Source organism: Pseudomonas pohangensis, assembly GCF_900105995.1.
GTDB lineage: Bacteria > Pseudomonadota > Gammaproteobacteria > Pseudomonadales > Pseudomonadaceae > Aquipseudomonas > Aquipseudomonas pohangensis.
Genome location: NZ_LT629785.1, coordinates 2,614,087 through 2,641,076, shown reverse-complemented (window position 1 = coordinate 2,641,076; position 26,990 = coordinate 2,614,087). Strand labels below are relative to the sequence as shown.

At 59.7% G+C, this 26,990-nt stretch carries 22 protein-coding genes; 20 read left to right on the top strand and 2 right to left on the bottom strand.

Features of this window, described 5'->3' with window-relative positions; translation table 11 throughout:
• Positions 1-8 precede the first annotated feature (8 nt).
• Entirely contained in the window at positions 9-2,708 is a 2,700-nt protein-coding gene (locus BLT89_RS12435) for a [protein-PII] uridylyltransferase (RefSeq protein ID WP_090195844.1), read from the bottom strand.
• 26 nt (positions 2,709-2,734) lie between these two features.
• The gene (gene map, locus BLT89_RS12430; RefSeq protein ID WP_090195841.1) at positions 2,735-3,520 is read right to left on the bottom strand and encodes a type I methionyl aminopeptidase; all 786 of its coding nucleotides are present in this window, start codon (positions 3,518-3,520) and stop codon (positions 2,735-2,737) included.
• 268 nt (positions 3,521-3,788) lie between these two features.
• Between map and rpsB the strand changes: the two genes are divergently transcribed.
• The 20 genes from rpsB (at position 3,789) to kdsA (ending at position 26,969) form a co-directional block, all read left to right on the top strand.
• On the top strand, positions 3,789-4,535 hold the full coding sequence (gene rpsB, locus BLT89_RS12425) for a 30S ribosomal protein S2 (RefSeq protein WP_090195839.1): 747 nt from the start codon (positions 3,789-3,791) through the stop codon (positions 4,533-4,535).
• Between the two features lie 125 nt (positions 4,536-4,660).
• Positions 4,661-5,530, top strand: coding sequence for a translation elongation factor Ts (tsf, locus tag BLT89_RS12420; protein ID WP_090195836.1), 870 nt, complete (start codon positions 4,661-4,663; stop codon positions 5,528-5,530).
• A gap of 180 nt (positions 5,531-5,710) precedes the next feature.
• On the top strand, positions 5,711-6,454 hold the full coding sequence (gene pyrH / locus BLT89_RS12415) for a UMP kinase (RefSeq protein ID WP_090195833.1): 744 nt from the start codon (positions 5,711-5,713) through the stop codon (positions 6,452-6,454).
• Positions 6,451-7,008 (top strand): ribosome recycling factor, encoded by a 558-nt coding sequence (gene frr / locus BLT89_RS12410; protein WP_090195830.1) that lies wholly within the window; start codon positions 6,451-6,453, stop codon positions 7,006-7,008. The genes pyrH and frr overlap by 4 nt, the downstream gene beginning before the upstream one ends.
• Positions 7,009-7,026: 18 nt before the next feature.
• Positions 7,027-7,779: a polyprenyl diphosphate synthase gene (gene uppS, locus BLT89_RS12405; RefSeq protein WP_408003075.1), complete on the top strand. Its 753-nt coding sequence runs from the start codon at positions 7,027-7,029 to the stop codon at positions 7,777-7,779.
• Positions 7,773-8,588 (top strand): phosphatidate cytidylyltransferase, encoded by an 816-nt coding sequence (locus BLT89_RS12400; RefSeq protein ID WP_090195825.1) that lies wholly within the window; start codon positions 7,773-7,775, stop codon positions 8,586-8,588. The genes uppS and BLT89_RS12400 overlap by 7 nt, the downstream gene beginning before the upstream one ends.
• Positions 8,585-9,784, top strand: a complete 1,200-nt coding sequence (gene ispC, locus BLT89_RS12395) for a 1-deoxy-D-xylulose-5-phosphate reductoisomerase (RefSeq protein WP_090195822.1) — start codon at positions 8,585-8,587, stop codon at positions 9,782-9,784. Before BLT89_RS12400 ends, ispC begins: the two co-directional genes overlap by 4 nt.
• Positions 9,785-11,137, top strand: coding sequence for a sigma E protease regulator RseP (gene rseP / locus BLT89_RS12390; RefSeq protein ID WP_090195819.1), 1,353 nt, complete (start codon positions 9,785-9,787; stop codon positions 11,135-11,137).
• A 65-nt stretch (positions 11,138-11,202) separates the two neighbouring features.
• Entirely contained in the window at positions 11,203-13,644 is a 2,442-nt protein-coding gene (gene bamA / locus BLT89_RS12385) for an outer membrane protein assembly factor BamA (protein WP_090195816.1), read from the top strand.
• 46 nt (positions 13,645-13,690) lie between these two features.
• Positions 13,691-14,194: an OmpH family outer membrane protein gene (locus BLT89_RS12380; RefSeq protein ID WP_090195813.1), complete on the top strand. Its 504-nt coding sequence runs from the start codon at positions 13,691-13,693 to the stop codon at positions 14,192-14,194.
• 1 nt (position 14,195) lies between these two features.
• Positions 14,196-15,254, top strand: coding sequence for a UDP-3-O-(3-hydroxymyristoyl)glucosamine N-acyltransferase (gene lpxD, locus BLT89_RS12375; protein ID WP_090195811.1), 1,059 nt, complete (start codon positions 14,196-14,198; stop codon positions 15,252-15,254).
• 48 nt (positions 15,255-15,302) lie between these two features.
• On the top strand, positions 15,303-15,743 hold the full coding sequence (gene fabZ / locus BLT89_RS12370; protein WP_090195808.1) for a 3-hydroxyacyl-ACP dehydratase FabZ: 441 nt from the start codon (positions 15,303-15,305) through the stop codon (positions 15,741-15,743).
• Positions 15,740-16,516, top strand: a complete 777-nt coding sequence (lpxA, locus tag BLT89_RS12365) for an acyl-ACP--UDP-N-acetylglucosamine O-acyltransferase (RefSeq protein WP_090195805.1) — start codon at positions 15,740-15,742, stop codon at positions 16,514-16,516. Before fabZ ends, lpxA begins: the two co-directional genes overlap by 4 nt.
• A gap of 3 nt (positions 16,517-16,519) precedes the next feature.
• Entirely contained in the window at positions 16,520-17,650 is a 1,131-nt protein-coding gene (gene lpxB, locus BLT89_RS12360) for a lipid-A-disaccharide synthase (protein WP_090195803.1), read from the top strand.
• Complete coding sequence (gene rnhB / locus BLT89_RS12355; RefSeq protein ID WP_090195800.1) at positions 17,650-18,249, top strand: ribonuclease HII; 600 nt, start codon at positions 17,650-17,652, stop codon at positions 18,247-18,249. The genes lpxB and rnhB overlap by 1 nt, the downstream gene beginning before the upstream one ends.
• 111 nt (positions 18,250-18,360) lie before the next feature.
• Positions 18,361-21,882: a DNA polymerase III subunit alpha gene (dnaE, locus tag BLT89_RS12350; protein ID WP_090195797.1), complete on the top strand. Its 3,522-nt coding sequence runs from the start codon at positions 18,361-18,363 to the stop codon at positions 21,880-21,882.
• Positions 21,883-22,010: 128 nt separating this feature from the next.
• Entirely contained in the window at positions 22,011-22,961 is a 951-nt protein-coding gene (accA, locus tag BLT89_RS12345) for an acetyl-CoA carboxylase carboxyl transferase subunit alpha (protein WP_090195795.1), read from the top strand.
• Positions 22,962-23,019: 58 nt separating this feature from the next.
• On the top strand, positions 23,020-24,339 hold the full coding sequence (gene tilS, locus BLT89_RS12340) for a tRNA lysidine(34) synthetase TilS (RefSeq protein WP_090195792.1): 1,320 nt from the start codon (positions 23,020-23,022) through the stop codon (positions 24,337-24,339).
• A 156-nt stretch (positions 24,340-24,495) separates the two neighbouring features.
• Positions 24,496-26,127 carry a CTP synthase gene (locus BLT89_RS12335; RefSeq protein ID WP_090195790.1) on the top strand — a complete coding sequence of 544 codons (1,632 nt, stop codon included), beginning with the start codon at positions 24,496-24,498 and terminating at the stop codon, positions 26,125-26,127.
• Positions 26,124-26,969, top strand: coding sequence for a 3-deoxy-8-phosphooctulonate synthase (gene kdsA, locus BLT89_RS12330; RefSeq protein WP_090195787.1), 846 nt, complete (start codon positions 26,124-26,126; stop codon positions 26,967-26,969). Before BLT89_RS12335 ends, kdsA begins: the two co-directional genes overlap by 4 nt.
• The last annotated feature ends 21 nt before the right edge of the window (positions 26,970-26,990 follow it).

The following is a 26,990-nucleotide window of genomic DNA, read 5'->3' as shown; positions in this document are numbered from 1 at the left end:
CCGGGATATCAGAAACTGAGGCTGCTGACCGGCGTGGTTCCGTTGGCTTCCTGCAGCTGGCTGATGATCGCCTGCTGCAAGCGGGCGCAGAGTGCCGGGTCGGTCAGTGGCTGGTTGTTGGCATCGGTGAGGAAGAACACGTCATCCACGCGTTCGCCGAGGGTAGAGATCTTGGCGTTCTGCAGTGACAGGTCGAACTCGAGAAATATCTGCCCGAGGCGTGCCAGCAGGCCGGGGCGGTCAGGTGCTTCAAGCTCCAGGACGCTGACCTGGCGGACGGTATCGGTGGAGATGTACACCTGCGGGGCAAAGGCAAACAGTTTCAGCTGGCGCGGCACGCGACGCTGGATGATCGACAGGTATTCGTCGGGGTTCTTCAGGGCTGCCACCAGTCCGTTACGAATTTCCTCGATGCGTTCCGGGTTGTTGCCAATGGCCCGGCCATCGGCTTCCAGCACGATATAGGTATCGAGGGTGAACTGGCTGGTGGAAGTGATGATCCGCGCATCCTGAATGCTCAGGTTGAGCTGGTCCAGGGCGGCCACCGTGACGGCAAAGAAATCGTGCTGATCCGGTGCGTAGATGAAGATCTGCGTGGCATCTTCCAGCCCGACTTCGGTGGTTTCGCGTATCAGTACCAGCGGGTCGCCATCTGCCGGGTGCTGCAGGATGGCCGCGGTATGCCAGGCCACGTCGGCAGGTGTGTGACGGCTGAAATAGTCATCGCCCATCTGGTTCCACAGTTGCTCGGCCTTGTCCTCGTCGATTTCGGTCTCGTCGAGCAGTTCCAGGGCCTCGGCCTGGGTCTGGCGGATCTGTTCTTCGCGATCCAGCGGGTTGTCCAGTCCGCGCAGCAGTGCCTGCTCGGTCAGGTTGTACAGCTGGTGCAGCAGGCTGGCGCGCCAGGAGTTCCACAGCGTCGGGTTGGTGGCGTTGATATCGGCCACGGTCAGCACGTAGAGGTAGTTCAGGCGGGTCTGGTCGCCGACCAGCTGGGCGAATTCGAGGATCTCCTGCGGGTCGGAAAGGTCTTTGCGTTGCGCGGTGGTCGACATCACCAGGTGATTTTTCACCAGCCAGACGATCAGTCGCGTGTCCCATGCCGGCAGGCCATGCCGCTCGCAGAAGGCCTGGGCGTCTATGGCGCCGAGTTCGGAATGGTCGCCGCCGCGGCCCTTGCCGATATCGTGGTAAAGGCCGGCGATATAGATCAGTTCCGGCTTGGGCAGCATGCCCACCAGTTTGCTCGACAGGGGGAATGCGTCCGCAACTTCCTGGTGCCTGAACTTGCGCAGGTTCTTGATCAGGTTGAGGGTATGCGCATCAACCGTGTAGATGTGGAACAGGTCATGCTGCATCTGCCCGACGATATGCCCGAATTCCGGCAGGTAACGGCCCAGAATGCCGAAATGGTTCATCCGCCGCAGGTTGCGATGGATGCCTTCGCGGCACTTGAACAGTTCGATAAACAGGCTGGTATTGCGAATATCACGACGGAAATCATCATCGATCAGGTGGCGCGCGTCGCGCAGCAGACGGATGGTGTCGACCTGTACGCCACGAATCTCCGGGTGCTGGGCGAGCAGCACGAAGACTTCGAGAATGGCAAATGGCGTGCGCTTGAAAACGTTCGGGTTGGTCGCCTCCATGAAGCCGTCACGCAGCACGAAGCGGCTGTTCAGGGGTATCGCCGGGCCGGGCTCGGTCGGCCGCAGGATGGTTTCCTCGAAGTTCTGCATGATCAGGTCATTCAGCTCGGCGACCACCATCACCTTGCGGTAGTACTTCTGCATCAACCGCTCGACCCCCAGCTTGTCCTCGCCGTCCTGAAAACCGAGCATTGGCGCGATGCGCCGCTGGTAATCGAACAGCAGGCGGTCTTCGGAGCGGCCGGCCAGCATGTGCAGGGCGTAGCGCACGCTCCAGAGAAACTCCTGGGCCGAGGCCAGCAGGCGGTATTCGGACTCGATCAGAAAGCCGTTGGCGGCCATGGCCTCGAGTTTCAGCGTGCCGAACTGACGGCGGGCTATCCACAGAATGGTCTGGATATCGCGCAGGCCACCAGGTGAACCTTTCACATTGGGCTCGAGGTTGTATTCGGTGTCGTTGTATTTGGCGTGGCGCTGGCGGCGTTCCTTGCGCTTGGCCAGATAGAACTCCGGACTCGGCCACATGTGTGCCGGCGAGGTGACTTCTTGCATGCGCTGGCGCAGGTGCTCGGGGCCGGCGATGGTGCGGCTTTCCATCAGGTTGGTGATCACCGTCAGGTCGGCCAGGGCCTCTTCGGCACACTGGGCAACCGAGCGCACGCTTTGCCCGACTTCCAGGCCAATGTCCCAGAGCAGGGTAAGGAAGCCCTCGATCGGTTCGCGGAACAGTTCCTGGTCATTGTTGTCGAGCAGGATCAGCAGGTCGATATCGGAGTAGGGATGCAGTTCACCACGCCCGAAACCGCCGACGGCGAGCAGGGCAATGTCGGCCTGGTCACTCCAGGCAAACTGCTTCCAGGCTTCCTTGAGGATCTGGTCGACAAACCAGGCGCGGTCCTCGATCAGCCGGCGAATGTCGCGGCCGGCGACAAAGCGCTCGTCCAGCACCTCACGGGCCAGGCGAATAGCCTTTTTGAAGGCGCCTATGGGCGAGCTCTTCAGGGCCAGTTCGGCCTGGAACTGGCCGCGGTCGAACAGTTCCGGATCAACCTGCGGCATCGCTATGTGTCCTGTGTCAGGGCTGCTCAGGCGGCCGGGGTGCGCGGGAAGTTTTCATCATTGCGCAGGGTCAGCACTTCGTAGCCGTCCGCAGTGACCAGAATGGTGTGTTCCCATTGCGCAGAGAGCTTGCGGTCCTTGGTGATGGCAGTCCAGCCATCGCCGAGCAGGCGGGTTTCGGCGCGACCCTGGTTGATCATCGGTTCGATAGTGAAGGTCATGCCCTGGCGCAGTTCCATGCCGGTGCCGGCACGACCGTAATGCACCACTTGCGGTTCTTCGTGGAATACCGCGCCGATGCCGTGGCCGCAGTATTCGCGCACTACCGAGTAACCCTGCTTTTCCGCGTGCTTCTGGATCACCTCGCCAATATCGCCCAGCCGCGCGCCCGGCCTGACCAGTTCGATGCCCTTATACAGGCACTCCTGGGTTACGCGACACAGCTTGTCCGCCCATTCGGGGGTCTTGCCGACCATGAACATCTTGCTGGTATCGCCGTGGTAGCCATCCTTGATCACGGTGATGTCGATGTTGACGATGTCGCCGTCCTTCAGTGCCTTATCATTGGGGATGCCATGACAGACCACATGGTTGACCGAAGTGCAGATCGACTTGGGAAAACCCTTGTAATTGAGCGGCGCAGGAATCGCCTGCTGCACATTGACGATGTAGTCGTGGCAGATACGGTCGAGTTCCTCGGTGGTGATGCCGGGACGGACGTGCTCGCCGATCATCTCCAGGACTTCTCCGGCCAGGCGACCGGCGACACGCATTTTTTCGATTTCCTCGGGCGACTTGATGCTGACCGTCATGTGAACTCTCTATTCTGGAGGCGTGGGAACGCGCTGGCTGAATGCGGGGAGGGCGATTCTAGCAGACTGCGACAGGCCGATCAGCCACAAGCGGTCTTAGTTTCCTGTTTCGTTCCGGGCTCGCTTGTGGTATAAAACGCGCCGCTTTGCGGGCACTACGCCGGTAAAGCACAAATCCGCACACGTATCGACACGTCTTCCTGGGTGCCCGCAAGGGTTGGAGGGCGGGATGCGTGGAGGCCTAACCCGACTTAATCAAGGAACTATCATGTCCCAAGTCACTATGCGCGATATGCTGAAGGCCGGTGTGCACTTCGGCCACCAGACCCGTTACTGGAACCCGAAAATGGGCAAGTACATTTTCGGCTCGCGCAACAAGATTCACATCATCAATCTGGAACAGACCCTGCCGATGTTCAACGAAGCCCTGGCTTTCGTTGAGAAGCTGGCTTCCGGCAAAAACAAGATCATGTTCGTCGGCACCAAGCGTTCCGCCTCGAAGATCCTCGCTGAAGAAGCTGCACGTTGCGGTTCGCCGTACGTGGATCATCGCTGGTTGGGCGGCATGCTGACCAACTACAAGACCATCCGTGCTTCGGTAAAGCGTCTGCATGACCTGGAAATCCAGGCCCAGGACGGTACCTTTGCCAAGCTGACCAAAAAAGAAGCGCTGATGCGCAGTCGCGATCTGGAAAAGCTCAATCGCAGCCTGGGTGGCATCAAGCAAATGGGCGGCCTGCCTGACGCAATGTTCGTTATCGATGTAGACCACGAGCGCATTGCCATCACCGAAGCCAACAAGCTGGGTATCCCGGTAATCGGCATCGTTGATACCAACAGCAGCCCGGAAGGCGTTGACTACATCATCCCGGGCAACGATGACGCTATCCGTGCCATCCAGTTGTACATGGGCGCCATGGCAGATGCCATTATTCGTGGCCGCAGCAATACTGGTGGCGGTACCGAAGAGTTCATCGAAGAAGCCGCCGCTGCTTCCGAGCAAGCCGAAGGCTAAGGCCGGAACGCCAAGCGTTACCCGGTGCGCAGAAGGGGGTCTAGGCCCCCTTTTTGCCACCTGAGAATTGTATGTCCGCGTTGACGGACGCGAAGGTTAATGACCTGTTCGAGAGGAATAGCAAGATGGCAGAAATTACTGCAGCCCTGGTTAAAGAACTGCGCGAGCGCACCGGCGAAGGCATGATGGATTGCAAGAAGGCCTTGACCAAGGCCGGTGGCGACATCGAAAAAGCGATCGACGACATGCGTGCTTCCGGTGCGATCAAGGCGGCCAAGAAGGCCGGCAACATTGCTGCCGAAGGCGCAATCAGCGTCAAGGTTGCCGAAGATGGCAAGTCGGCGGTGATCCTTGAGGTCAACTCGCAGACTGACTTCCTCGCCCTGCAGGACGACTTCAAGAACTTCGTTGCCAGCAGCATCGACAAGGCCTTTGCCGAGAAGCTGACAGACGCGGCACCGCTGATCGCTGCCCAGGAGTCGGCCCGTGAGGCGCTGGTGGCCAAGTGTGGCGAAAACGTCAACATCCGCCGTCTGGCCCGCGCCGAAGGCGATGTGGTGAATGCCTATCTGCACGGCAACAAGATCGGTGTTCTGGTCGTTCTGAAAGGCGGTGACGCCGATCTGGCCAAGGATATCGCCATGCACGTTGCAGCAAGCAACCCGGAATTCCTGCTGCCCAGCGAAGTTTCCGCTGAAGCCATCGAGCGCGAGAAAGCCGTGTTCATGAGTCTCAACGAAGACAAGATCAAGGGCAAGCCGGCTGAGATCGTCGAGAAGATGGTCGGTGGCCGCATCCAGAAGTTCCTCGCCGAAGCCAGTCTGGTCGAGCAGGCCTTCGTCAAGGATCCGGAAGTCAAGGTCGGCGCTCTGGCCAAGAAAGCGGGTGCGGAAATCGTTTCCTTCACCCGCTTCCAGGTTGGCGAAGGCATCGAGAAGCCGGTCGACAACTTTGCCGAAGAAGTGGCTGCACAGGTCGCTGCCAGCAAGCAGTAACCGGCTTCCAGTCCTGCTTCGAAGAGGCTGCCCGCTCACGCGCGCAGCCTTTTTGTCGAAATGGGGAGGGTGTTTTATCTTCCCCGGCGGTGCATCATTAGCGCTGTTGCCGGCTCTGGCAGTACTGCTGCGCAATGCCGGAGCCCATACTTAATCGTTCGCCAAAAGGAGAAATTCATCATGGCTCAGCAGGTGAGTGGTCGTAAACCTCGCTATAACCGCATTCTGCTCAAGCTCAGCGGTGAGGCCTTGATGGGTGCCGAAGAGTTCGGTATCGACCCGAAAGTCCTCGACCGTATGGCGCTGGAAGTCGGTCAGCTGGTCGGCATTGGCGTACAGGTAGGGCTGGTTATCGGCGGTGGCAACCTGTTTCGCGGTTCGGCACTGAGTGCGGCAGGTATGGACCGGGTCACCGGTGACCACATGGGCATGCTGGCGACCGTAATGAATGCCCTGGCCATGCGTGATGCGCTGGAGCGCTCGAATATCCCGGCGCTGGTGATGTCGGCGATTTCCATGGTCGGCGTCACCGACCATTACGACCGGCGCAAGGCCATGCGACACCTGAAGACCGGTGAAGTGGTGATCTTTGCCGCCGGCACCGGCAACCCGTTCTTCACCACGGACTCGGCAGCCTGCCTGCGTGCCATCGAAATCGATGCCGATGTGGTGCTCAAGGCGACCAAGGTGGATGGCGTGTACACTGCCGACCCCTTCAAGGATCCGCAGGCTGAAAAGTTCGAGCGGCTGACCTATGACGAAGTCCTGGATCGCAAGCTCGGTGTGATGGATCTGACGGCCATTTGCCTGTGTCGCGATCACAACATGCCGCTACGCGTATTCAATATGAACAAACCCGGTGCCCTGCTCAACATTGTGCTCGGTGGTACCGAAGGAACACTGATCGAGGAGGAAGCACAATGATCAACGAGATCAAGAAAGACGCCCAGGTTCGTATGCAGAAGAGTCTGGAGTCGCTGCATCATGCCTTTAGCCGTATCCGTACCGGTCAGGCCCATCCGAGCATTCTCGGCGGCGTGATGGTGCCTTACTACGGCGCAGATACACCACTGAACCAGGTGGCCAACGTGACGGTCAAGGATGCCCGTACCCTGCAGGTGGTCGCGTTCGAGCGCAGCATGCTGGCTGCGGTGGACAAGGCTATCCAGAGCTCCGGACTGGGCTTCAACCCGACCAACCTGGGCGAATTGCTGCTGATTTCCATGCCGGCGCTGACCGAAGAAACGCGCAAGGGCTTTACCAAGCAGGCCCGCGATGCGGCCGAAGATGGCCGCGTGGCGGTGCGCAACATTCGCCGTGATGCCTTGAGCCAGTTGAAAGACCTGGTCAAGGAAAAGGAAATCAGCGAAGACGAAGAGCGTCGTGCCGCCGACGAGGTGCAGAAGCTGACCGACAAGTTCGTGGCCGAGATTGAAGTGGCCGTGAAGCAGAAGGAAGCGGATCTGATGGCTGTCTGAGGGTCGTCTGCCATGCAAATGCCTATCCCGGCTTCTCCAGCAACATCCGGCATGCCGCGGCATGTTGCCATCATCATGGATGGCAACAACCGCTGGGCCAAGCGCCGCATGCTGCCGGGTGTGGCAGGGCACAAGGCTGGCGTCAGTGCCGTGCGGGCGGTGATCAAGGTCTGTGCCGAGGCGGGTGTCGAGGTACTTACCCTGTTTGCCTTCTCCAGCGAGAACTGGCAGCGCCCGGCGGATGAGGTCAGTGCGCTGATGGATCTGTTTCTCGGGGCGTTGCGCCGCGAATCGCGCAAGTTGAATGCAAACGGTATCCAGCTGCGCATCATTGGTGACCGTTCGCGCTTTCATCCGGAGTTGCAACTGGCGATGCAGCAGGCCGAGGCGGAGACCGCCGGCAATCACCGGTTTGTCTTGCAGGTGGCAGCCAACTACGGTGGCCAGTGGGATATCGTCCAGGCAGCTCAGCAGCTGGCTGTGCGTGTGCAGAAGGGCGAATTGCAGCCCCAGGCGATTACTGCCGAGGCCTTGCAGGGCTGTCTTTCGGGTGCTGACCTGCCCCTGCCGGACCTGTGCATTCGTACCGGCGGCGAACACCGCATCAGTAATTTCCTGTTGTGGCAGCTGGCGTATGCCGAATTGTATTTCTCCGACCTGTTCTGGCCGGACTTCAAGCATGAAGCCATGCGCGCGGCGCTGGCGGATTACGCCAGCCGGCAGCGCCGGTTTGGCATGACCAGTGAACAGGTAGAGGGAAAAAAATGCTGAAGCAACGGATTATCACTGCGCTATTGATGCTGCCTGTTGCGCTGGGTGGTTTTTTTCTGCTGGAAGGCGGGGCATTTGCGCTGTTCATCGCGGCGGTTATTACCCTGGCGGCCTGGGAGTGGGCGCAACTGGCCGGCTTCAGCGAGCAGCCCCAGCGTCTGGGCTTTGCCGGGGTGGTGGCGATCCTGTTGCTGCTGCTGTTCAACTATCAGCAACTGGCCGGCTTGCTGATGGCGCTGGGCATGGCCTGGTGGGTGCTGGCTAGCGTGCTGGTACTGACCTTTCCGGAGAGCAGCCGGCACTGGGCCGGTAGGCCGGCCAGATTGCTGATCGGCTTGCTGGTGTTGTTGCCGGCCTGGCAGGGTTTGCTGCTGCTCAAACAGTGGCCGCATGGCAATGCCCTGATTCTGGCGGTGATGGTGATGGTCTGGGGTGCGGATATCGGCGCCTACTTCGCCGGCCGCGCTTTCGGCAAGCGCAAGCTGGCGCCGGAGGTCAGTCCGGGGAAAAGCTGGGAAGGTGTCTACGGAGGCTTGCTGGCTACCGTGGTGATCGCTCTGGCCGTTGGTATTTATTGCCAGTGGAGCGTGCGCGAGCTGATTCTGGGCATGCTGGCCACCTTGCTGGTGGTGCCGGTTTCAGTGGTTGGTGATCTGACCGAGAGCATGTTCAAGCGGCATGCCGGGGTCAAGGACAGCAGCAATCTGCTACCCGGCCATGGCGGAATACTTGACCGCATCGACAGCCTGACGGCGGCAGTCCCACTGTTTACGGTATTGCTCTGGTTGTTCGGCTGGGGCGTTCAGTGAGTCCATTGCAACGGGTAACGGTTCTCGGTGCTACCGGCTCGATTGGCCGCAGTACCCTGGATGTGCTGGCGCGCCATCCGCAGCGCTACCAGGTTTTTGCCCTGAGCGGCTTTACCCGCCTGGCAGAGCTGGAGGCCTTGTGCCTGCTGCATCGCCCAAGCTATGCCGTAACCGCGGATAGCGCTTCGGCGCGGCATCTGCAAGGTGCGCTGCACTCGGCTGGACTGACGACCAGGGTGCTGTTTGGCAGCGACGGTCTGTGCGAGGTGGCCGCCCACCCGCAAACCGATACCGTGATGGCGGCGATAGTCGGTGCTGCAGGGCTGGCGCCCACATTGGCGGCGGTGACTGCCGGCAAGCGCATCTTGCTGGCAAACAAAGAGGCGCTGGTGATGTCCGGCGCCCTGTTCATGCAGGCGGTGCGCAAAAGCGGCAGTGTGCTGCTGCCTATCGACAGTGAACACAACGCGATCTTCCAGTGCCTGCCGGGCGACTACAGCCGTGGGCTGGGGCCGGTCGGTGTGCGGCGTATCCTGTTGACGGCGTCCGGCGGTCCGTTTCGGGAAACGCCTTTGGCCGAGCTGTCCGCAGTAACTCCCGGGCAGGCTTGTGCACACCCGAACTGGTCCATGGGGCGCAAGATTTCGGTGGATTCGGCCAGCATGATGAACAAGGGACTGGAGTTGATCGAGGCTTGCTGGCTGTTTGACGCCAGGCCGTCCCAGGTAGAAGTGGTGATTCACCCGCAGAGCGTGATTCATTCTCTGGTGGATTATGTGGATGGCTCGGTGCTGGCGCAGCTGGGCAACCCGGATATGCGTACGCCGATTGCCCACGCTTTGGCCTGGCCCGAGCGGATAGATTCCGGTGTGGCGGCGCTGGATCTGTTCAAGGTCGCGCGTCTGGATTTTCAGCCGCCGGATGAGCAGCGTTTCCCCTGTCTGAGTCTTTCGCGTCAGGCTGCCGAAGCCGGTAACAGCGCACCGGCGATGCTCAATGCGGCCAACGAGGTGGCGGTTGAGGCCTTTCTTGCACAGCGCATTCGCTTTACCGATATACCGTTGCTGATAGCGGATGTGTTGAACCGCGAGCAGACACTGAAGGTCGAAAGTCTCGACGATGTGATGGCGGCGGATCAGCGCGCGCGGGCCGCAGCCGGCCTTTGGCTGAACAGGTACGCAGACCAGGGGATGTAAATGAGCACGCTTTATATGCTGTTTGGCACACTGATTGCGTTGGGTGTGCTGGTTACCTTTCATGAATTCGGGCATTTCTGGGTGGCCAGACGTTGCGGGGTCAAGGTGTTGCGCTTCTCCGTTGGCTTTGGCCGGCCGCTTATCAGCTGGCGGGATCGCCAGGATACCGAGTATGTGATCGCGGCCATTCCCCTTGGCGGTTACGTCAAGATGCTCGACGAGCGCGAGGCAGAGGTGGCGCCTGAGTTGTTCGATCAGGCGTTCAATCGCAAGTCGGTCGGTCAGCGTGCCGCCATCGTGATTGCCGGACCGCTGGCAAATTTCCTGCTTGCGCTGGTGTTTTTCTGGGTGATTGCCTTGCTCGGAACGCAACAGGTGCGTCCGGTGATCGGTGCGGTCGCCCCCGGCAGTCTGGCCGCAGAGGCTGGTTTGCAGGCAGGTGAAGAGTTGCTGGCGGTGAATGGTGAGCCGACCAGTGGCTGGTCCGAGGTCAATTTGCAGTTGATTCGTCACCTTGGCGAAACCACAACCCTTGAGTTGACCGTGTTGCAGCCCGACTCAACGCTTGAGACGAACCACCAGCTGAACGTAACGGACTGGCTCAAGGGTACCGAGGAGCCGGATCCGATCACGGCGATCGGCCTGACACCCTGGCGGCCGGCAATCGCCAATGTACTGGCCGAGCTGGATCCGGAAGGCCCTGCGGCAGCGGCAGGCTTGCAGCCGGGTGACCGTATTCTGGCGCTGGATGGCGAGAATTTGCCGGATTGGCAGGCGCTGGTCGAGCGTGTCAGGAGCTTGCCCGGCAAACAGGTGAGCATCAGTTTCGAACGTAACGGCCAGCTGCAGCAGGTTGAGCTGCGGCTGGCGGTCAGGGAGGAAGGCCAGGACCGTAGCGGCTACCTGGGCGCCGGGGTGACGCCCCCGCAATGGCCGGCCGAGATGCTGCGCGAGGTTACTTATGGCCCGCTGCAGGCTGTGAGCCAGGCCTTGGACAAGACCTGGACGATGAGCCTGCTGACCCTGGACTCGCTGAAAAAGATGCTGATAGGCGAGCTCTCGGTAAAAAACTTGAGTGGCCCGATAACCATTGCTAAAGTGGCGGGCGCTACGGCCGAGTCCGGGGTGGGGGAGTTTTTGAATTTTCTCGCCTATCTGAGTATCAGTCTGGGTGTCCTTAATTTGCTGCCGGTCCCTGTTCTGGATGGCGGTCATCTTATGTTTTACCTCGCTGAATGGGTGCGTGGTCGCCCTTTGTCGGAACGTGTGCAGGCTTTCGGCATGCAGATCGGTATAGCCTTGGTTGTGGCATTGATGGTGCTGGCGCTGGTGAATGATGTAGGTCGCCTCTGATTTGAGTTCTGGCAGATTGTGTCGGGACATCTTTTTCTTATTTTATTGTTGGTAAAAAGGACTTCATGAAACGCCTGCTGCTAATTGCGTTGCTCTTCATATCCATGACCGGAGCGGCCTTCGCCGAGTCCTTCAAGATTTCCGATATTCGCGTCACCGGTTTGCAACGGGTGTCTGCGGGTAGCGTGTTCGGTGCCTTGCCGCTTAACGTCGGCGATGTGGTGGACGAGCAGAGTCTGGTAGATGCCACCCGCACCCTGTTCAAGACCGGCTTCTTTCAGGATATCCAGCTTGGACGCGACGGTACTGTGCTGGTCGTGACAGTGGTTGAGCGTCCTTCGATTTCCACTATCAAGATTGAAGGCAACAAGGCGATCAAGACCGAAGACCTGCTCAAGGGTATGGAAAAGGCCGGTCTTGCCGAGGGCGAAATTTTCCAGCGCGCGACCCTGGAGGGTGTGCGCAACGAACTGCTGCGCCAGTATGTGTCCCAAGGCCGCTACTCTGCGGAAATCCAGACCGAGGCCGTGCCGCAGCCGCGTAACCGTGTAGCCATCAAGATCAACATCCTCGAAGGTACTGTTGCGGCCATCACCCAGATCAACGTGGTGGGCAACACGGTTTTCCCGGAAGAAGACCTTGACGCACTGTTCGAGTTGAAAACCACCAACTGGCTGTCGTTCTTCAAGAACGATGACAAGTATTCCCGTGAAAAGCTGTCCGGCGACCTGGAGAGGCTGCGCTCGTATTATCTGGATCGCGGCTACATCAATATGGATATCACCTCGACCCAGGTATCCATTACGCCGGACAAGGCCAGTGTCTACATCACCGTGAATATCGAAGAGGGTGCCAAGTACACTGTCAGCGAAGTGAAGCTCAGCGGTGATATCAAGGTTCCCGAGGAAGAGGTTCGCGCACTCCTGCTGGTGCAGCCGGGACAGGTGTTTTCGCGCAAGATCATGACCACCACCTCGGAGCTGATTACCCGCCGGCTGGGCAATGACGGTTATACCTTTGCCAACGTGACCGGTGTGCCGCAGCCGGATGATAAGAACCATACGGTTGTGGTGACCTTCATGGTCGATCCGCGCAAGCGTGCCTATGTCAATCGCATCAGCTTCCGCGGCAACACCAAGACTGAAGATGAAGTGTTGCGTCGTGAAATGCGCCAGATGGAAGGTGGCTGGGCTTCGACCTACCAGATCGATCAGTCCAAGTTGCGTCTGGAACGGCTGGGTTTCTTCAAGGAAGTTACGGTAGAAACACCGCAGGTGCCCGGCAGTGACGACCTGGTCGATGTGAACTACAGCGTAGAAGAGCAGCCTTCCGGCTCGATTACCGCCAGCGTCGGTTTTGCCCAGGATGCGGGGCTTATCCTGGGTGGTGCGATTACCCAGAACAACTTCCTCGGCACCGGTAACCGGGTCAGCTTCGGCTTGAGCAAAAGTGAATACCAGGACAGTTACAACCTGGGTTTCGTTGACCCTTACTGGACCATGGACGGTGTCAGCCTGGGTTATAACGTCTTCTACAACAAGACCAACTACGACGACGCTGACTACGATGTCACCAGCTATTCGGTCGATACCCTGGGTGCCGGCATGAGCATCGGCTACCCGATCAGCGAAACCTCGTCGATGAATTACGGTCTGGTGGTTTCCCAGGACTCGATCAACAGTGGTACTTACACCGTGCCGAGTATCCTGGACTTCATGTACAGCAATGGCGGCAACTTCAGCAATGCCGACTTCACCAATGTCAAGGCGTCGATTGGCTGGGGCGAATCCACCCTGAACCGTGGCGTGCTGCCCAACCGCGGCTATTCGCAGAGTCTTTCCCTGCAATCGACGGTGCCTTCGGCAAGTGACCTGGAATTCTACAAGCTGGACTACCGGGGCCAGTATTTCACCCCGACCAGCAAGGAAACCGCACTGCGCTTCCACACCGAGCTGGGCTACGGTGATGGATTCGGCGATACCGAAGGTCTGCCGTTTTACGAGAACTACTTTGCCGGCGGCATCAACTCGGTGCGTGGCTTCCGCAGCGGCTCACTCGGACCGCAGGCGGTAGCGAGTCTGGCTTACCCGCTGATAACAACCAATCCGAATATAATGCCGAACTATGATCCTTCAACCGGTTATTACCAGTGCAACCCGGAAACGGGTATCTGTACGGACCCGGATCAGGATAGTCAGCCCTTTGGCGGTAACGTCTTGGTCACCGGTGGTGTTGATTTTCTTTTCCCGTTGCCTTTTATCCAGGATCAGAGCAGCCTGCGCACCACCTGGTTCATTGATGCCGGTAATGTGTTCAGCACCAATTGCGACAAGTATCAGGTTGATTGCAACACACCGGATATTGGCGATTTGGCCATTTCTACCGGTCTGGGCCTGACCTGGATTACCGCCATGGGTCCTCTGGGCTTTGCTATCGCAACGCCGCTGAAAGAGCCGGACGGCAGTGAAACCCAGTTTTTCCAGTTTACCCTTGGTCAGTCTTTCTGATCCGGTTGGTTAATGATTACAACCTTGTTTATCGCAGGAGTGCATTGTGCGTAAGTTGACCCAGTTGGTGCTGTTCTGTGTAGCGCTGGTAGCCATGCCAGCCTTTGCCGAAATGAAAATTGCTGTACTGAATTATCAAATGGCGTTGCTTGAATCGAATGTCGCGAAGAAGTACTCGGTGGACGCAGAGAAGAAATTCGGCCCCCAGCTGAATCGTCTGAAAAAGCTCGAAACCGACGCCAAGAGCATTCAGGACAAGCTGGTCAAGTCCGGCGAGAAGATGGCGCAGGCTGATCGCGAGAAGCTGGAGCTTGAATTCAAGCAGAAGGCGCGTGATTTCCAGTTCCAGTCGAAAGAGCTCAATGAAGCCAAGGCGATTGCCGATCGTGAGATGCTGAAAAATCTCAAGCCCAAGCTGGACAAGGCCGTAGAACAGGTATTGAAGGCCGGTTCCTATGATCTGGTACTTGAGCGTAGTGCCGTGGTTGATGTCAAACCGCAATATGACATTACGCGCAAGGTTATCGAGATCATGAACAAGCAGGGCTGACATGACTGCCCCGGTGTTTACCCTTGGCCAGTTGTCTGAGCGGCTGGGTGCCGGTTTATCTGGTGATCCGGCCTTGCCGGTTCATGGCCTGGCAGCACTGCAGGACGCAACTGCGGGCCAGCTCAGCTTTCTGGCTAACCCGCAGTACCGCAAATACCTGGCAACCACACAGGCAACGGCAGTTCTGCTGACGGCGGCTGACGCGGAAGGATTTGCCGGCAATGCGCTGGTGGTGGCCAATCCCTATCTGGCCTATGGCCAGCTTTCGCATTTGTTCGACCGCAAGCCTGCGGCCAGCGTCGGCATCCATCCCACCGCGATTATCGACCCCGATGCCCGGATTGATCCGACTGCCAGCATCGGCCCGGGCGTGGTGGTTGAGGCCGGGGCGCAGATCGCTGCCGGTGTAACCCTGGGCGCTTATTGTGTGGTGGGTGCACGCAGCCGGATCGGCGAAGGTGGCTGGCTGGCGCCCCAGGTAACCCTCTACCACGATGTGAAAATTGGTTGCCGGGTGGTGATCCAGTCCGGCGCGGTGATCGGCGGGGAAGGTTTCGGTTTCGCCAACGATAAAGGCGTCTGGAAGAAAATTGCCCAGATTGGCGGCGTCTGCATTGGCGACGACGTGGAAATCGGCGCCAACACGACAATTGATCGTGGTGCTTTGGCCGATACCGTGATCGGCAACGGGGTAAAACTCGACAACCAGATCATGATCGCCCATAACGTACAGGTCGGTGACCATACAGCCATGGCCGGCTGCGTTGGTATCTCAGGCAGTACCAGAATCGGCAAGCATTGCATGATTGCCGGCGGGGTCGGCATGGTGGGTCATATTGATGTTTGCGATAACGTATTCGTTACCGGCATGACCATGGTGACGCGTTCGATCAGCGAACCCGGCGCCTATTCTTCCGGCACGGCAATGCAGCCTGCTGCCGAATGGAAAAAAAGCGTGGCGCGCTTGCGTCAGCTGGACGACCTGGCGCGGCGCCTGCAGCAGCTGGAGAAGAGGCTGCCAGCAGTGACCACAGGCAGTAAAGATTCATCTGATGCCTAACCTGCATTTATTGCAGCTATCCAATCCAAGAAACAGGCTCTCCTCCTTATGATGGAAATAACCGAGATTCGTGAGTATTTGCCCCATCGCTACCCATTTCTGCTGGTGGATCGTGTAGTTGACATGGATCTCGAGGCAAAGCAGATAGTTGCCTACAAAAATGTCACCATCAATGAGCCGTTCTTCAATGGCCATTTCCCTGAGCATCCGATCATGCCGGGTGTGCTGATCATCGAAGCCATGGCGCAGGCGGCAGGTATCCTCGGATTCAACATGATGGGCGTGAAGCCTGCCGATGGCGTGCTGTATTTCTTTGTTGGTTGTGACAAATTACGCTTTCGTCGGCCGGTTATACCCGGTGATCAATTGCAGCTTGAGGCCAGCTTTCTCAGCTCCAAACGCAGCATCTGGAAGTTTGCCTGCAAGGCCACTGTGGACGGCAAGGAAGTCTGCTCGGCGGAAGTCATTTGTGCGGAACAGAAAGTATGAGTCTGATTGACCCTCGCGCGATTATTGATCCGTCAGCAAAGCTGGCGGACGACGTTCAGGTTGGCCCGTGGTCGATGATCGGGGCGAATGTCGAGATAGGTGCAGGATCAGTCATCGGGCCCCATGTGATCGTCAAGGGGCCGACCCGTATCGGGTGCAACAACCGGATTTTCCAGTTTTCCTCGGTGGGTGAAGACACCCCCGACCTGAAATACAAGGGCGAAGCCACGCGCCTGGTGATTGGCGACAACAACGTTATTCGCGAAGGCGTGACCATCCATCGCGGCACGGTGCAGGATCGCTCGGAAACCACCATCGGTGACAACAATCTGCTGATGGCCTATGTGCATGTCGGTCATGACTGTGTGATCGGCAACCACTGCATTCTGGTCAACAACGCATCCATCGCCGGTCATGTGCACGTTGGTGACTGGGCGATTCTGGGTGGCTACAGTCTGGTTCACCAGTACTGCCATATGGGCGAGCACAGCTTTTCCGGCATGCAGACAGCCATTGGCAAGGACGTGCCGGCGTACGTGATGGCCTATGGAACACCAGCCAAGGCGCGCAGCATCAATGTTGAAGGTCTCAAGCGGCGCGGTTTTAGCGAAGAGGCGATCATGGCGCTGCGCCGCGCCTACAAGATTGTCTATCGCCAGGGGCTGACCGTTGAAATGGCCCTTGCCGGCATTGCCGAACTGGCTACCGAGTTTCCTGAGGTAGCGAAGTTCCGTGACTCGATACAGGCTTCCAGCCGCGGCATCACGCGCTAACCGATGGGTAGTACATTGCGCGTGGCACTGGTCGCCGGTGAAGCCTCCGGCGACATTCTTGGCTCCGGCCTGATGCAGGCGCTCAAGTCGCGGCACCCGGATGTCAGCTTCATCGGTGTCGGTGGCCCGCGCATGGAAGCTGAAGGGTTGCAGTCCTATTTCCCCATGGAGCGGCTTTCCGTGATGGGTTTGTTCGAGGTGCTGGGGCGCCTGTTCGAACTGATATTTCGCCGCCGCCGCCTGATTCGCACACTGATTGCCCAGCGTCCCGATGTGTTCATCGGTATTGATGCGCCGGATTTCAATCTGGGGCTGGAGCTGAAACTGCGGCGAGCCGGTATCCGCACGGTGCATTACGTCAGTCCATCGGTCTGGGCCTGGCGGCAGAAGCGGGTATTCAAGATTCGTGAAGCCTGCGATCTGATGCTGACGCTGTTTCCCTTTGAGGCGCGGTTTTATCAGGAGCACGGCGTTCCGGTGAGTTTTGTCGGCCATCCGCTGGCCAATACCATCCCGCTTGAAGTGGACCGCGAGGGGGCCAGGCAGGGTCTCGGCCTGCCGGATCAGTCGGCGGTGGTCGCGCTACTGCCGGGCAGCCGCGGGGGCGAAGTCAGCCGTCTCGGGCCGTTGTTCCTGGATGCGGCGGAACGGCTGACCAGCTTGCATCCGGGTATGCAGTTTGTGCTGCCTTGCGCCAGCGCGCCGCGCCGCGAGCAGCTAGAGCAAATGCTGAGCGGGCGCGACCTTAAGTTGCGCCTGCTTGACGGGCAATCCCACGAAGCACTGGCTGCCTGCGATGCGGTGTTGATTGCTTCCGGCACCGCCACACTGGAAGCCTTGCTGCACAAGCGGCCCATGGTAGTGGCTTACCGCGTGGCGAATCTGACCTATCGGGTGTTGCGCCGCTTCATGAAAACCGCTTTCTTCTCCTTGCCGAACCTGCTGGCCGGCCGGCAACTGGTGCCGGAGTACATTCAGGACGCCGCCACGCCGGAAGTGCTGGCAGAGGCGGTTGCCGCCCTGCTGGTCAACGGCAAGGAGCAGACCGAAAGTTTTGCGGCGATCCAGCAGACCTTGCGCCAGGATGCCTCGAGTCGGGCCGCGGAAGCCGTGCTGGCGCTGGTCGGGCGCTGATGCAGCTGGGACTGGATTTTGCGCTGGTCGAAGCGCTGGTGGCCGGTGTCGACGAGGTGGGTCGCGGCCCGCTGTGTGGGCCGGTGGTAACGGCGGCGGTGATTCTGGATCCGGCCGCACCGATTACCGGCCTGAATGACTCGAAGAAACTGACGGAGGCACGCCGTGAGGCGCTGTTCGATGAGATCTGCGAAAAGTCGCTGGCCTGGTGTATCGCCCGCGCCGAAGTGGCCGAAATCGATCAGTTGAACATCCTGCAGGCGACCATGCTGGCGATGCAACGGGCGGTGGCCGGTCTGAGTGTAACGCCGCGTCTGGCGCTGATTGACGGCAACCGTTGTCCGCAACTGCAGGTGCCCAGTGCCGCAGTGGTCAAAGGCGATAGCAAAGTGCCGGCAATTGCAGCGGCATCGATTCTGGCCAAGGTCAGCCGCGATCGCGAAATGCGCGAGCTGGATCTTCTTTATCCCGGCTACGGCATCGCCGGGCACAAGGGCTATCCAACCCCGGAGCATCTCGAAGCCCTGCAGCGGCTTGGCCCGCTGGCCATCCACCGGCGCAGCTTTGCCCCGGTCAGGCGCTTGCTGGAAGCCGACTGAATCACTGAAGTCTTTGAAAAAACAATGATTCCGGCATGATTTTGCCCTTCGTCGCCAGCCGCAGGCCGGTACAATCCGGGTTCTGTCATTTTTGAGTCCCGTGGAATTTTCATGACTGCCAGCTTTGTCCACTTGCGCCTGCACACCGAGTACTCCCTGGTCGATGGCCTGGTGCGGGTCAAACCCCTGATCAAGGCCCTGGTTTCCGCCGGCTTGCCGGCGGTTGCGGTTACCGATCAGGGCAACCTGTGTGCGCTGGTGAAGTTCTACAAGGCGGCCATGGCGGCCGGAATCAAGCCGATCTGCGGTGCGGATATCTGGCTGGCCAATCCTGCCGAGGACGGCCCGCTGACGCGCATGACCCTGCTGGCGATGAATGGCAAGGGTTACCGCAATCTCACCGAACTGATTTCCCGCGGATTTATCGAAGGCCAGCGCAATGGTGAAGTGATCATCGAGCGCGACTGGGTCAAGCAGGCAGCCGAGGGGCTGATTGCCCTGTCCGGTTCCCGCGAGGGTGAGGTCGGCCTGGCCCTTCTGGCGGGCAACAGCAATGAGGCGCAGGCCCTGCTGGCCGAATGGCAGGCAGTGTTCCCCGAGCGTTTCTATCTAGAAGTACAGCGCACCAACCGCGTCAATGATGAAGAGCACCTGCATCTGGCGGTGGAGCTGGCCCAGCGCTGTCAGGTGCCGCTGGTAGCAACCAATGATGTGCGCTTCCTCAAACAGACCGACTTCGAGGCCCATGAAACCCGTGTCTGCATTGGCGAGGGGCGGGCGCTGGATGATCCGCGGCGGCCGCGTACCTATTCCGATCAGCAGTACCTGAAGTCGCCCGAGGAAATGGCCGAGCTGTTTGCCGACCTGCCCGAGGCGCTGGCCAATTCGGTCGAGATTGCCCGCCGTTGCAATATCGAGGTGCAGCTGGGCAAGCACTTCCTGCCGGATTTCCCGACGCCGGAAGGTATGAGCATCGATGATTACCTGCGACTGGTCTCCCATGAGGGGCTGGAAGAGCGACTGGCAGTACTCTGGCCGCAGGCAACCACGCCGGATTATGCGCAGAAGCGGCAGGTCTATCTGGACCGGCTGCAGTTCGAGCTGGATATCATCATCCAGATGGGCTTCCCCGGTTACTTCCTGATCGTCATGGACTTCATCAAGTGGGCGAAGAACAACGGAGTGCCGGTGGGCCCGGGGCGTGGCTCCGGCGCCGGTTCGCTGGTGGCCTATGTGCTGCGCATTACCGACCTGGACCCCTTGGCTTACGACCTGCTGTTCGAGCGCTTCCTCAATCCCGAGCGGGTCTCGATGCCCGACTTTGACGTCGACTTCTGCATGGACGGGCGTGATCGGGTAATCGATTACGTGGCCGACAAGTACGGTCGCGATGCCGTCAGCCAGATCATCACTTTCGGCTCCATGGCGGCCAAGGCGGTGGTGCGTGATGTGGCCCGGGTGCAGGGCAAGTCCTACGGGCTGGCGGACCGCCTGTCGAAGATGATTCCCTTCGAAGTCGGCATGACGCTGGAAAAGGCCTTCGAGATGGAGGAGCCGCTGCGCGACTTTCTCAAGGTCGATGAAGAGGCAGCGGAAATCTGGGAAATGGCGCTCAAGCTCGAGGGCGTGGTGCGTAACGTCGGCAAGCATGCCGGCGGCGTGGTGATTGCGCCGACCAAACTGACCGATTTTTCGCCGATCTACTGCGATGACGAAGGCGATGGCCTGGTAACCCAGTTCGACAAGGACGATGTGGAGGCGGCCGGGCTGGTCAAGTTCGACTTCCTCGGCCTGCGTACGCTGACCATCATCAAGTGGGCGATGGAAACGATCAATCGCGAGCAGGCCAAGCAGGGCCTGCCGGCGCTGGATATCGATTTCATTCCGCTGGATGACAAGCAGACCTTCCAGATGCTGCAGAAGGCTGAAACCACGGCGGTGTTCCAGCTGGAATCGCGTGGCATGAAGGAGCTGATCAAGAAGCTCAAGCCCGACTGTCTGGAAGACCTGATCGCGCTGGTGGCACTGTTCCGCCCAGGCCCGCTGCAGTCGGGCATGGTTGATGACTTCATCAACCGCAAGCACGGCCGTGCCGAGCTGGCCTACCCGCATCCGGATTATCAGTACGATGGCCTCAAGCCGGTACTGGCGCCGACCTACGGCATCATCCTGTATCAGGAACAGGTAATGCAGATTGCCCAGGTCATGGCCGGCTACACGCTGGGTGGCGCCGACATGCTGCGTCGTGCCATGGGCAAGAAAAAACCCGAGGAAATGGCCAAGCAGCGCGGCGGCTTCATCGAAGGTTGTGCCGGCAATGGCATCAATGCCGAGCTGGCCGGCAATATCTTCGATCTGGTGGAAAAATTCGCCGGTTACGGTTTCAACAAGTCGCACTCGGCGGCCTACGGTCTGGTCTCCTACCAGACCGCCTGGCTGAAGACCCATTACCCGGCGCCATTCATGGCGGCGGTGCTGTCGGCGGACATGCACAACACCGACAAGGTGGTGACGCTGATCGAGGAGTGCCGCAGCATGAAGCTGCGCCTTGACGCGCCGGATGTGAATAACTCGGAATTCAAGTTTACCGTGGATGCCGATGGCCACATCATCTACGGACTCGGCGCGATCAAGGGGGTGGGCGAGGGCCCGGTTGAAGCGCTGGTAGAAGCCCGCAGTCATGGGCCGTTCAAGGATCTGTTCGATTTTTGCGCGCGGGTCGATCTCAAGCGCATCAACAAACGCACCCTGGAGGCGCTGATCCGTGGCGGTGCCCTGGATCGGCTCGGCCCCTGTTTCCATGAAGAGCTCAAGGCCTATCAGGCCAATGTCGATCGTAACCGGGCGGTGTTGCTGGCGGCCATGGAAGAGGCGGTCACGGCGGCGGAACAGGCCGCGCGCAGCCATGACAGTGGGCATGCCGATCTGTTCGGCGGGTTGTTTGCCGAGCCGGATCTGGACGTTTATGCCAATCACCGCGGTGCCCGCGCGCTGTCTCTCAAGGAGCGGCTGCGTGGCGAAAAGGAAACCCTGGGGCTGTATCTGACCGGGCATCCGATTGATGAGTACGAAGGCGAGGTCCGGCGTTTCGCCCGTCAGCGCATCATCGACCTGAAGCCTGCGCGTGATACGCAGACAGTGGCCGGGCTGATCGTCAACCTGCGCGTGATGAAGAACAAGAAAGGCGACAAGATGGGCTTCGTGACCCTGGATGACCGCTCCGGGCGTATCGAGGCGTCACTGTTTGCCGAGGCTTTTGCCGCCGCCCAGGCCCTGTTGCAGACCGATGCGCTGGTGGTGGTCGAAGGTGAAGTGAGCAATGACGACTTTTCCGGCGGCTTGCGCTTGCGCGCCAAACGCGTGCTGGGGCTGGAAGAGGCGCGTACCGCGCTGGCCGAAAGTCTGCGTCTGAAGGTTGATGCAGCCGGTTTGCAGGGTGATCGCTTGCGCTGGCTTGGCGAACTTTGTGCAAGGCACAGGGGTGCCTGTCCGCTGACTTTGGACTATACCGGTAGCAGTGCCAAGGCATTGTTGCAGTTCGGCGATGGCTGGCGGATCGACCCGGCAGATGCGCTGATACAGGCATTGCGTGACCAGTTCGGACGCGACAACGTCTTTTTGCACTATCGCTGATGCGTGGCCGCTGATGTTTAGCTAATAGCCGCATTGGTATCGACCCGTGGCGCCTGATCCCGTAATGTAAGGCGTAAATGACACCAAACCGGCAGGGCAACAGGCCGCCGGTTTCAGACGGAAAGACCATGAACCCGAATTTTCTTGATTTCGAACAGCCGATTGCCGACCTGCAAGCCAAGATTGACGGGCTGCGACTGGTGGGAAATGACAACTCGTTGAATATCAGTGACGAGATTGCCCGACTGCAGGACAAGAGCAACGCACTTACCGAAAGTATCTTCAGTAATCTGACCAGCTGGCAGATCGCCCGTCTGGCCCGTCATCCGCGGCGGCCCTACACCCTGGATTATCTGGAGCACATCTTCACCGAATTCGATGAGCTGCACGGTGACCGGCACTTCTCGGACGACGCCGCCATTGTCGGGGGCATTGCCCGCCTGGAAGGTGAACCGGTGATGGTTATTGGCCATCAGAAAGGCCGTGAAGTGCGCGAGAAGGTGCGGCGCAATTTCGGCATGCCGCGGCCGGAAGGCTATCGCAAGGCCTGCCGCCTGATGGAAATGGCCGAGCGCTTCAAGTTGCCGATTCTGACCTTCATCGATACGCCCGGTGCTTACCCGGGCATCGATGCGGAAGAGCGCGGCCAGAGTGAGGCGATTGCCTGGAATCTGCGGGTAATGGCGCGCCTGAAGACACCGATCATTGCCACGGTGATTGGTGAGGGCGGTTCCGGCGGAGCGCTGGCGATTGGCGTCTGCGACACGCTGAACATGCTGCAGTACTCGACCTATTCGGTGATTTCGCCGGAGGGCTGTGCCTCGATTCTCTGGAAGACGGCAGAAAAGGCCCCGGAAGCGGCGGAGGCCATGGGCATCACCGCTGAGCGCCTGAAGGGGCTGGGCATTGTCGATAATGTCATAGCCGAACCGATGGGCGGCGCCCACAGCAACCCGCAAGACACGGCTGCGAACATTCGTGATCATCTGGTAAAGCAACTTGCGGAGCTGAAGCAGCTCGATACGGAAAAATTACTCGAGCGCCGTTATGCGCGCCTGATGAGTTACGGCATTGCCTGATCAGGCATTGCACGCACAACGGGCCTGAGGGCCCGTTGTTGTTTCTAGCGGGTATTCCATGAAATCTCTTGAACTGCGCCTGCTTGAATCCCTGTTGCCCTGGCGTGATGCGCCGGCCTGGCGTGTGGCATTTTCCGGCGGGCTGGACTCAACGGTTCTGCTGCATCTGCTGACCTGCCTCGGTCGGGTGGAAAAGCTGCCAGCGCTTTCGGCGATCCATATCGAGCACGGTTTGCAGGCAGTGGCGAAGGGCTGGCCGGACCACTGCCGGCAGGTCTGCCAGGCCTTCGACGTGCCATTGCGGGTTGAACAGGTTAGCGTGCAGCGCAGCTCCGCCAGCCTTGAGCGCGCCGCCCGCAACGCCCGTTATCTGGCGTTCGGACGACTGCTTGCGCCTGAAGAGGTGCTGCTGACTGCACAGCATCGCGACGATCAGGCGGAAACCCTGTTGTTCAGGTTGCTGCGCGGCTCCGGCGTCAAGGGGCTGGCCGGCATGCCCCGACAGCGGGTATTGGGTGCGGGCCGCTTGCTGCGGCCGCTGCTGGATGTCTCGCGTGCCGAACTGGAAGCCTATGCGCGACAGCATCGGCTGGTCTGGATCGAGGACCCGTCCAATCAGGATGTGCAATACGCGCGCAACTTCCTGCGGCAGCAGGTAATCCCGCTGCTCGAACAGCGCTGGCCGGCCAGCAGTGACGTTCTTGCGCGCACCGCCGGGCATCTGGCCGAGGCGCAAGCGCTGCTGGACGAGTTTGCTGAGCAGGATCTGCGCACCGTCGTCCTGCCTGCGCAGCCGGTCTGGCTGGCACTGCCATCGCTGGACCTGCAGGCGCTGAAGCGTTTGAGTGAGGCACGCCAGCGCAATCTATTGCGGACCTTTCTTGCGCCCCTGACGGAGCTGCCGGACAGCGCGCATTGGGCCGGCTGGTACGCCCTGCGCGATGCAGCGATTGATGCCCAGCCGCGCTGGTGCCTGGCCAGTGGCGAGCTGCAGCGCTGCGCCAATCGCCTGTGGTGGGTGCCCGAGACCTGGCTGCGCCCGCTGGCGGGCCAGCTCGTCTGGCCAGATCCACGCCAGCGGCTGCAGCTCCCCGATAACGGACAGCTGTATTTTGCCGGTGAGGCGCCAGCCGGACCGCTGGGTGTTCGCTACCGGCAGGGTGGTGAATCCCTGTACATCCCCGGCCGGGGGCATCGTGATCTCAAGCGATTGCTCAATGAGCTGCAGATTCCGGCCTTTGCCAGAGCGCGCCTGCCGTTGCTCTATCGTGGCGAAGAGTTGCTGGCAGTCGCCAACCTGCCCGGATCAGGGGCTGCGGCGGGTGAATCGTGGCAGCTCATCTGGCGTCCCGCAGACAGCGCACAAGGTTTGAGCTAGATAGGCCTTTCCGGTAGACTGCTCTCCCGTCTTGATACAACTTTTGCGGAACCCCAGCGGATCCGTGGAAGTCGGCTATTTCAGGCAGGCTGATAAAGCCTGTTGAGCTTTTCCCCCGGCGGCCTGACCGCCTAAACGCAGACTTCTAGGGTTTTTATGACGCGCTTCATTTTCGTCACGGGCGGTGTTGTTTCTTCATTGGGGAAAGGCATTGCATCGGCATCACTGGCGGCCATCCTGGAAGCGCGGGGCCTGAAGGTCACCATGCTCAAGCTGGACCCTTATATCAACGTGGATCCGGGCACCATGAGCCCGTTCCAGCACGGTGAAGTATTCGTTACCCACGACGGTGCCGAAACCGACCTGGATCTGGGGCATTACGAGCGGTTCATCCGCACGACCATGACCCAGGACAACAACTTCACCACCGGGCGGGTCTACGAAGATGTGCTGCGCCGTGAGCGCCGTGGTGACTACCTGGGCGCGACCATCCAGGTCATCCCGCACATCACCGACGAAATCAAGCGGCGGATCATCAAGGGTGCCGGCGATGCCGATGTCGCCATGGTGGAAATTGGCGGTACGGTAGGCGATATCGAGTCGCAGCCGTTCCTTGAGGCCATTCGCCAGTTGCGTCTGGAAGTAGGCATCAAGCGCGCCATGCTCATGCACCTGACGCTGGTGCCGTATATCGCCACCGCCGGCGAAACCAAGACCAAGCCGACCCAGCATTCGGTCAAGGAACTGCGTTCCATCGGCCTGCAGCCGGATGTGCTGATCTGCCGCTCCGACCACGAAATCGATCTGTCCTCGCGGCGCAAGATCGCCCTGTTCACCAACGTCGAGGAACGTGCGGTGATCGGTCTGGAAGATGTGGATACCATCTACAAGATTCCATCCGTGCTGCACGCCCAGGGCCTGGACGAGATTGTCGTCGAGCGCTTCGGGCTGGACTGCAAGCCGGCCGACCTGTCCGAGTGGGAACGGGTGGTGGATGCCAAGCTGCATCCCGAACACGAAGTGACCATCGCGATGGTCGGCAAGTACATGGAACTGCTGGATGCCTACAAGTCGCTGATCGAGGCGCTGAGTCATGCCGGCATCCAGACCCGCACCAAGGTCAATCTGCGCTATATCGACTCGGAAGATATCGAGAATCAGGGCGTTGGCCTGCTCGAAGGGGCTGATGCCATTCTGGTACCGGGCGGTTTTGGCCTGCGCGGTGTGGAAGGCAAGATCCGTGCGGTACAGCATGCCCGTGAAAACAACATCCCTTATCTGGGTATCTGTCTGGGCATGCAGGTGGCGGTGATCGAGTATGCCCGCAACGTACTGGGCTGGAGCGATGCCAACTCGTCCGAGTTTGATCTGCATTCCGGGCATCCGGTTGTCGGGTTGATCACCGAGTGGGCAGATGCCACCGGCGAAGTGGAAACCCGTGATGCCGGCTCCGATCTGGGCGGCACCATGCGCCTCGGCGCCCAGGAGTGTCAGTTGCTGTCAGGTTCGAATGTCTATGCCTGCTACGGCAAGGAGCGGATTGTCGAACGTCATCGTCACCGCTATGAAGTGAACAACAACCTGTTGCCGGACTTGTTGGCAGCCGGTCTGAAAGTCACCGGCCGCTCCGGTGATGGTGCGCTGGTGGAAGTGGTGGAAGCGCCGGACCATCCCTGGTTTGTCGCCTGCCAGTTCCACCCGGAGTTCACCTCGACGCCGCGTGATGGCCATCCGTTGTTCACTGGTTTCGTCAGTGCCGCGCTCGCGCAGAAGGCCCGTCAGGCATGAGCCAGAAGATCATCCGTGTCGGCAATATCGAAATCGCCAACGACAAGCCGTTCGTGCTGTTCGGCGGGATCAATGTGATGGAATCGCGTGATCTGGCCATGCAGGCATGTGAAGAATACGTGCGGGTGACCGAGAAGCTCGGCATTCCCTATGTATTCAAGGCCAGTTTCGACAAGGCCAACCGCTCCTCGATCAACTCCTTCCGCGGCCCCGGCCTGGAAGAGGGCATGAAGATCTTCGAGGAAGTGAAGAGTACTTTCGGCGTGCCGGTGATCACCGATGTGCATGAGCCCGCTCAGGCTGCACCGGTGGCCGCGGTGTGCGACATCATCCAGCTGCCGGCGTTCCTTTCACGGCAGACCGATCTGGTGGTGGCAATGGCCAGAACCGGCGCGGTGATCAATATCAAGAAGGCCCAGTTCCTCGCGCCTCAGGAAATGAAACATATCCTGAGCAAGTGTGAAGAGGCAGGCAACGATCAGCTGATTCTCTGCGAGCGCGGCTCGTCCTTCGGTTACAACAACCTGGTGGTCGACATGCTCGGCTTCGGCATCATGAAGCAGTTCGAATACCCGGTGTTCTTTGATGTGACCCATGCCCTGCAGATGCCGGGCGGGCGTTCGGATTCCGCCGGTGGCCGCCGCGCCCAGGTCACCGATCTGGCCAAGGCCGGCATGAGCCAGGGCCTGGCCGGACTGTTTCTCGAGGCGCACCCCGATCCGGACAACGCCAAGTGTGATGGCCCCTGCGCCTTGCGCCTGGACAAGCTGGAACCTTTCCTGACCCAGCTCAAACAGCTGGATGATCTGGTCAAGAGCTTTGCGCCGATCGTAACTGCGTAACGCCAACGATCAGTTCCCCTT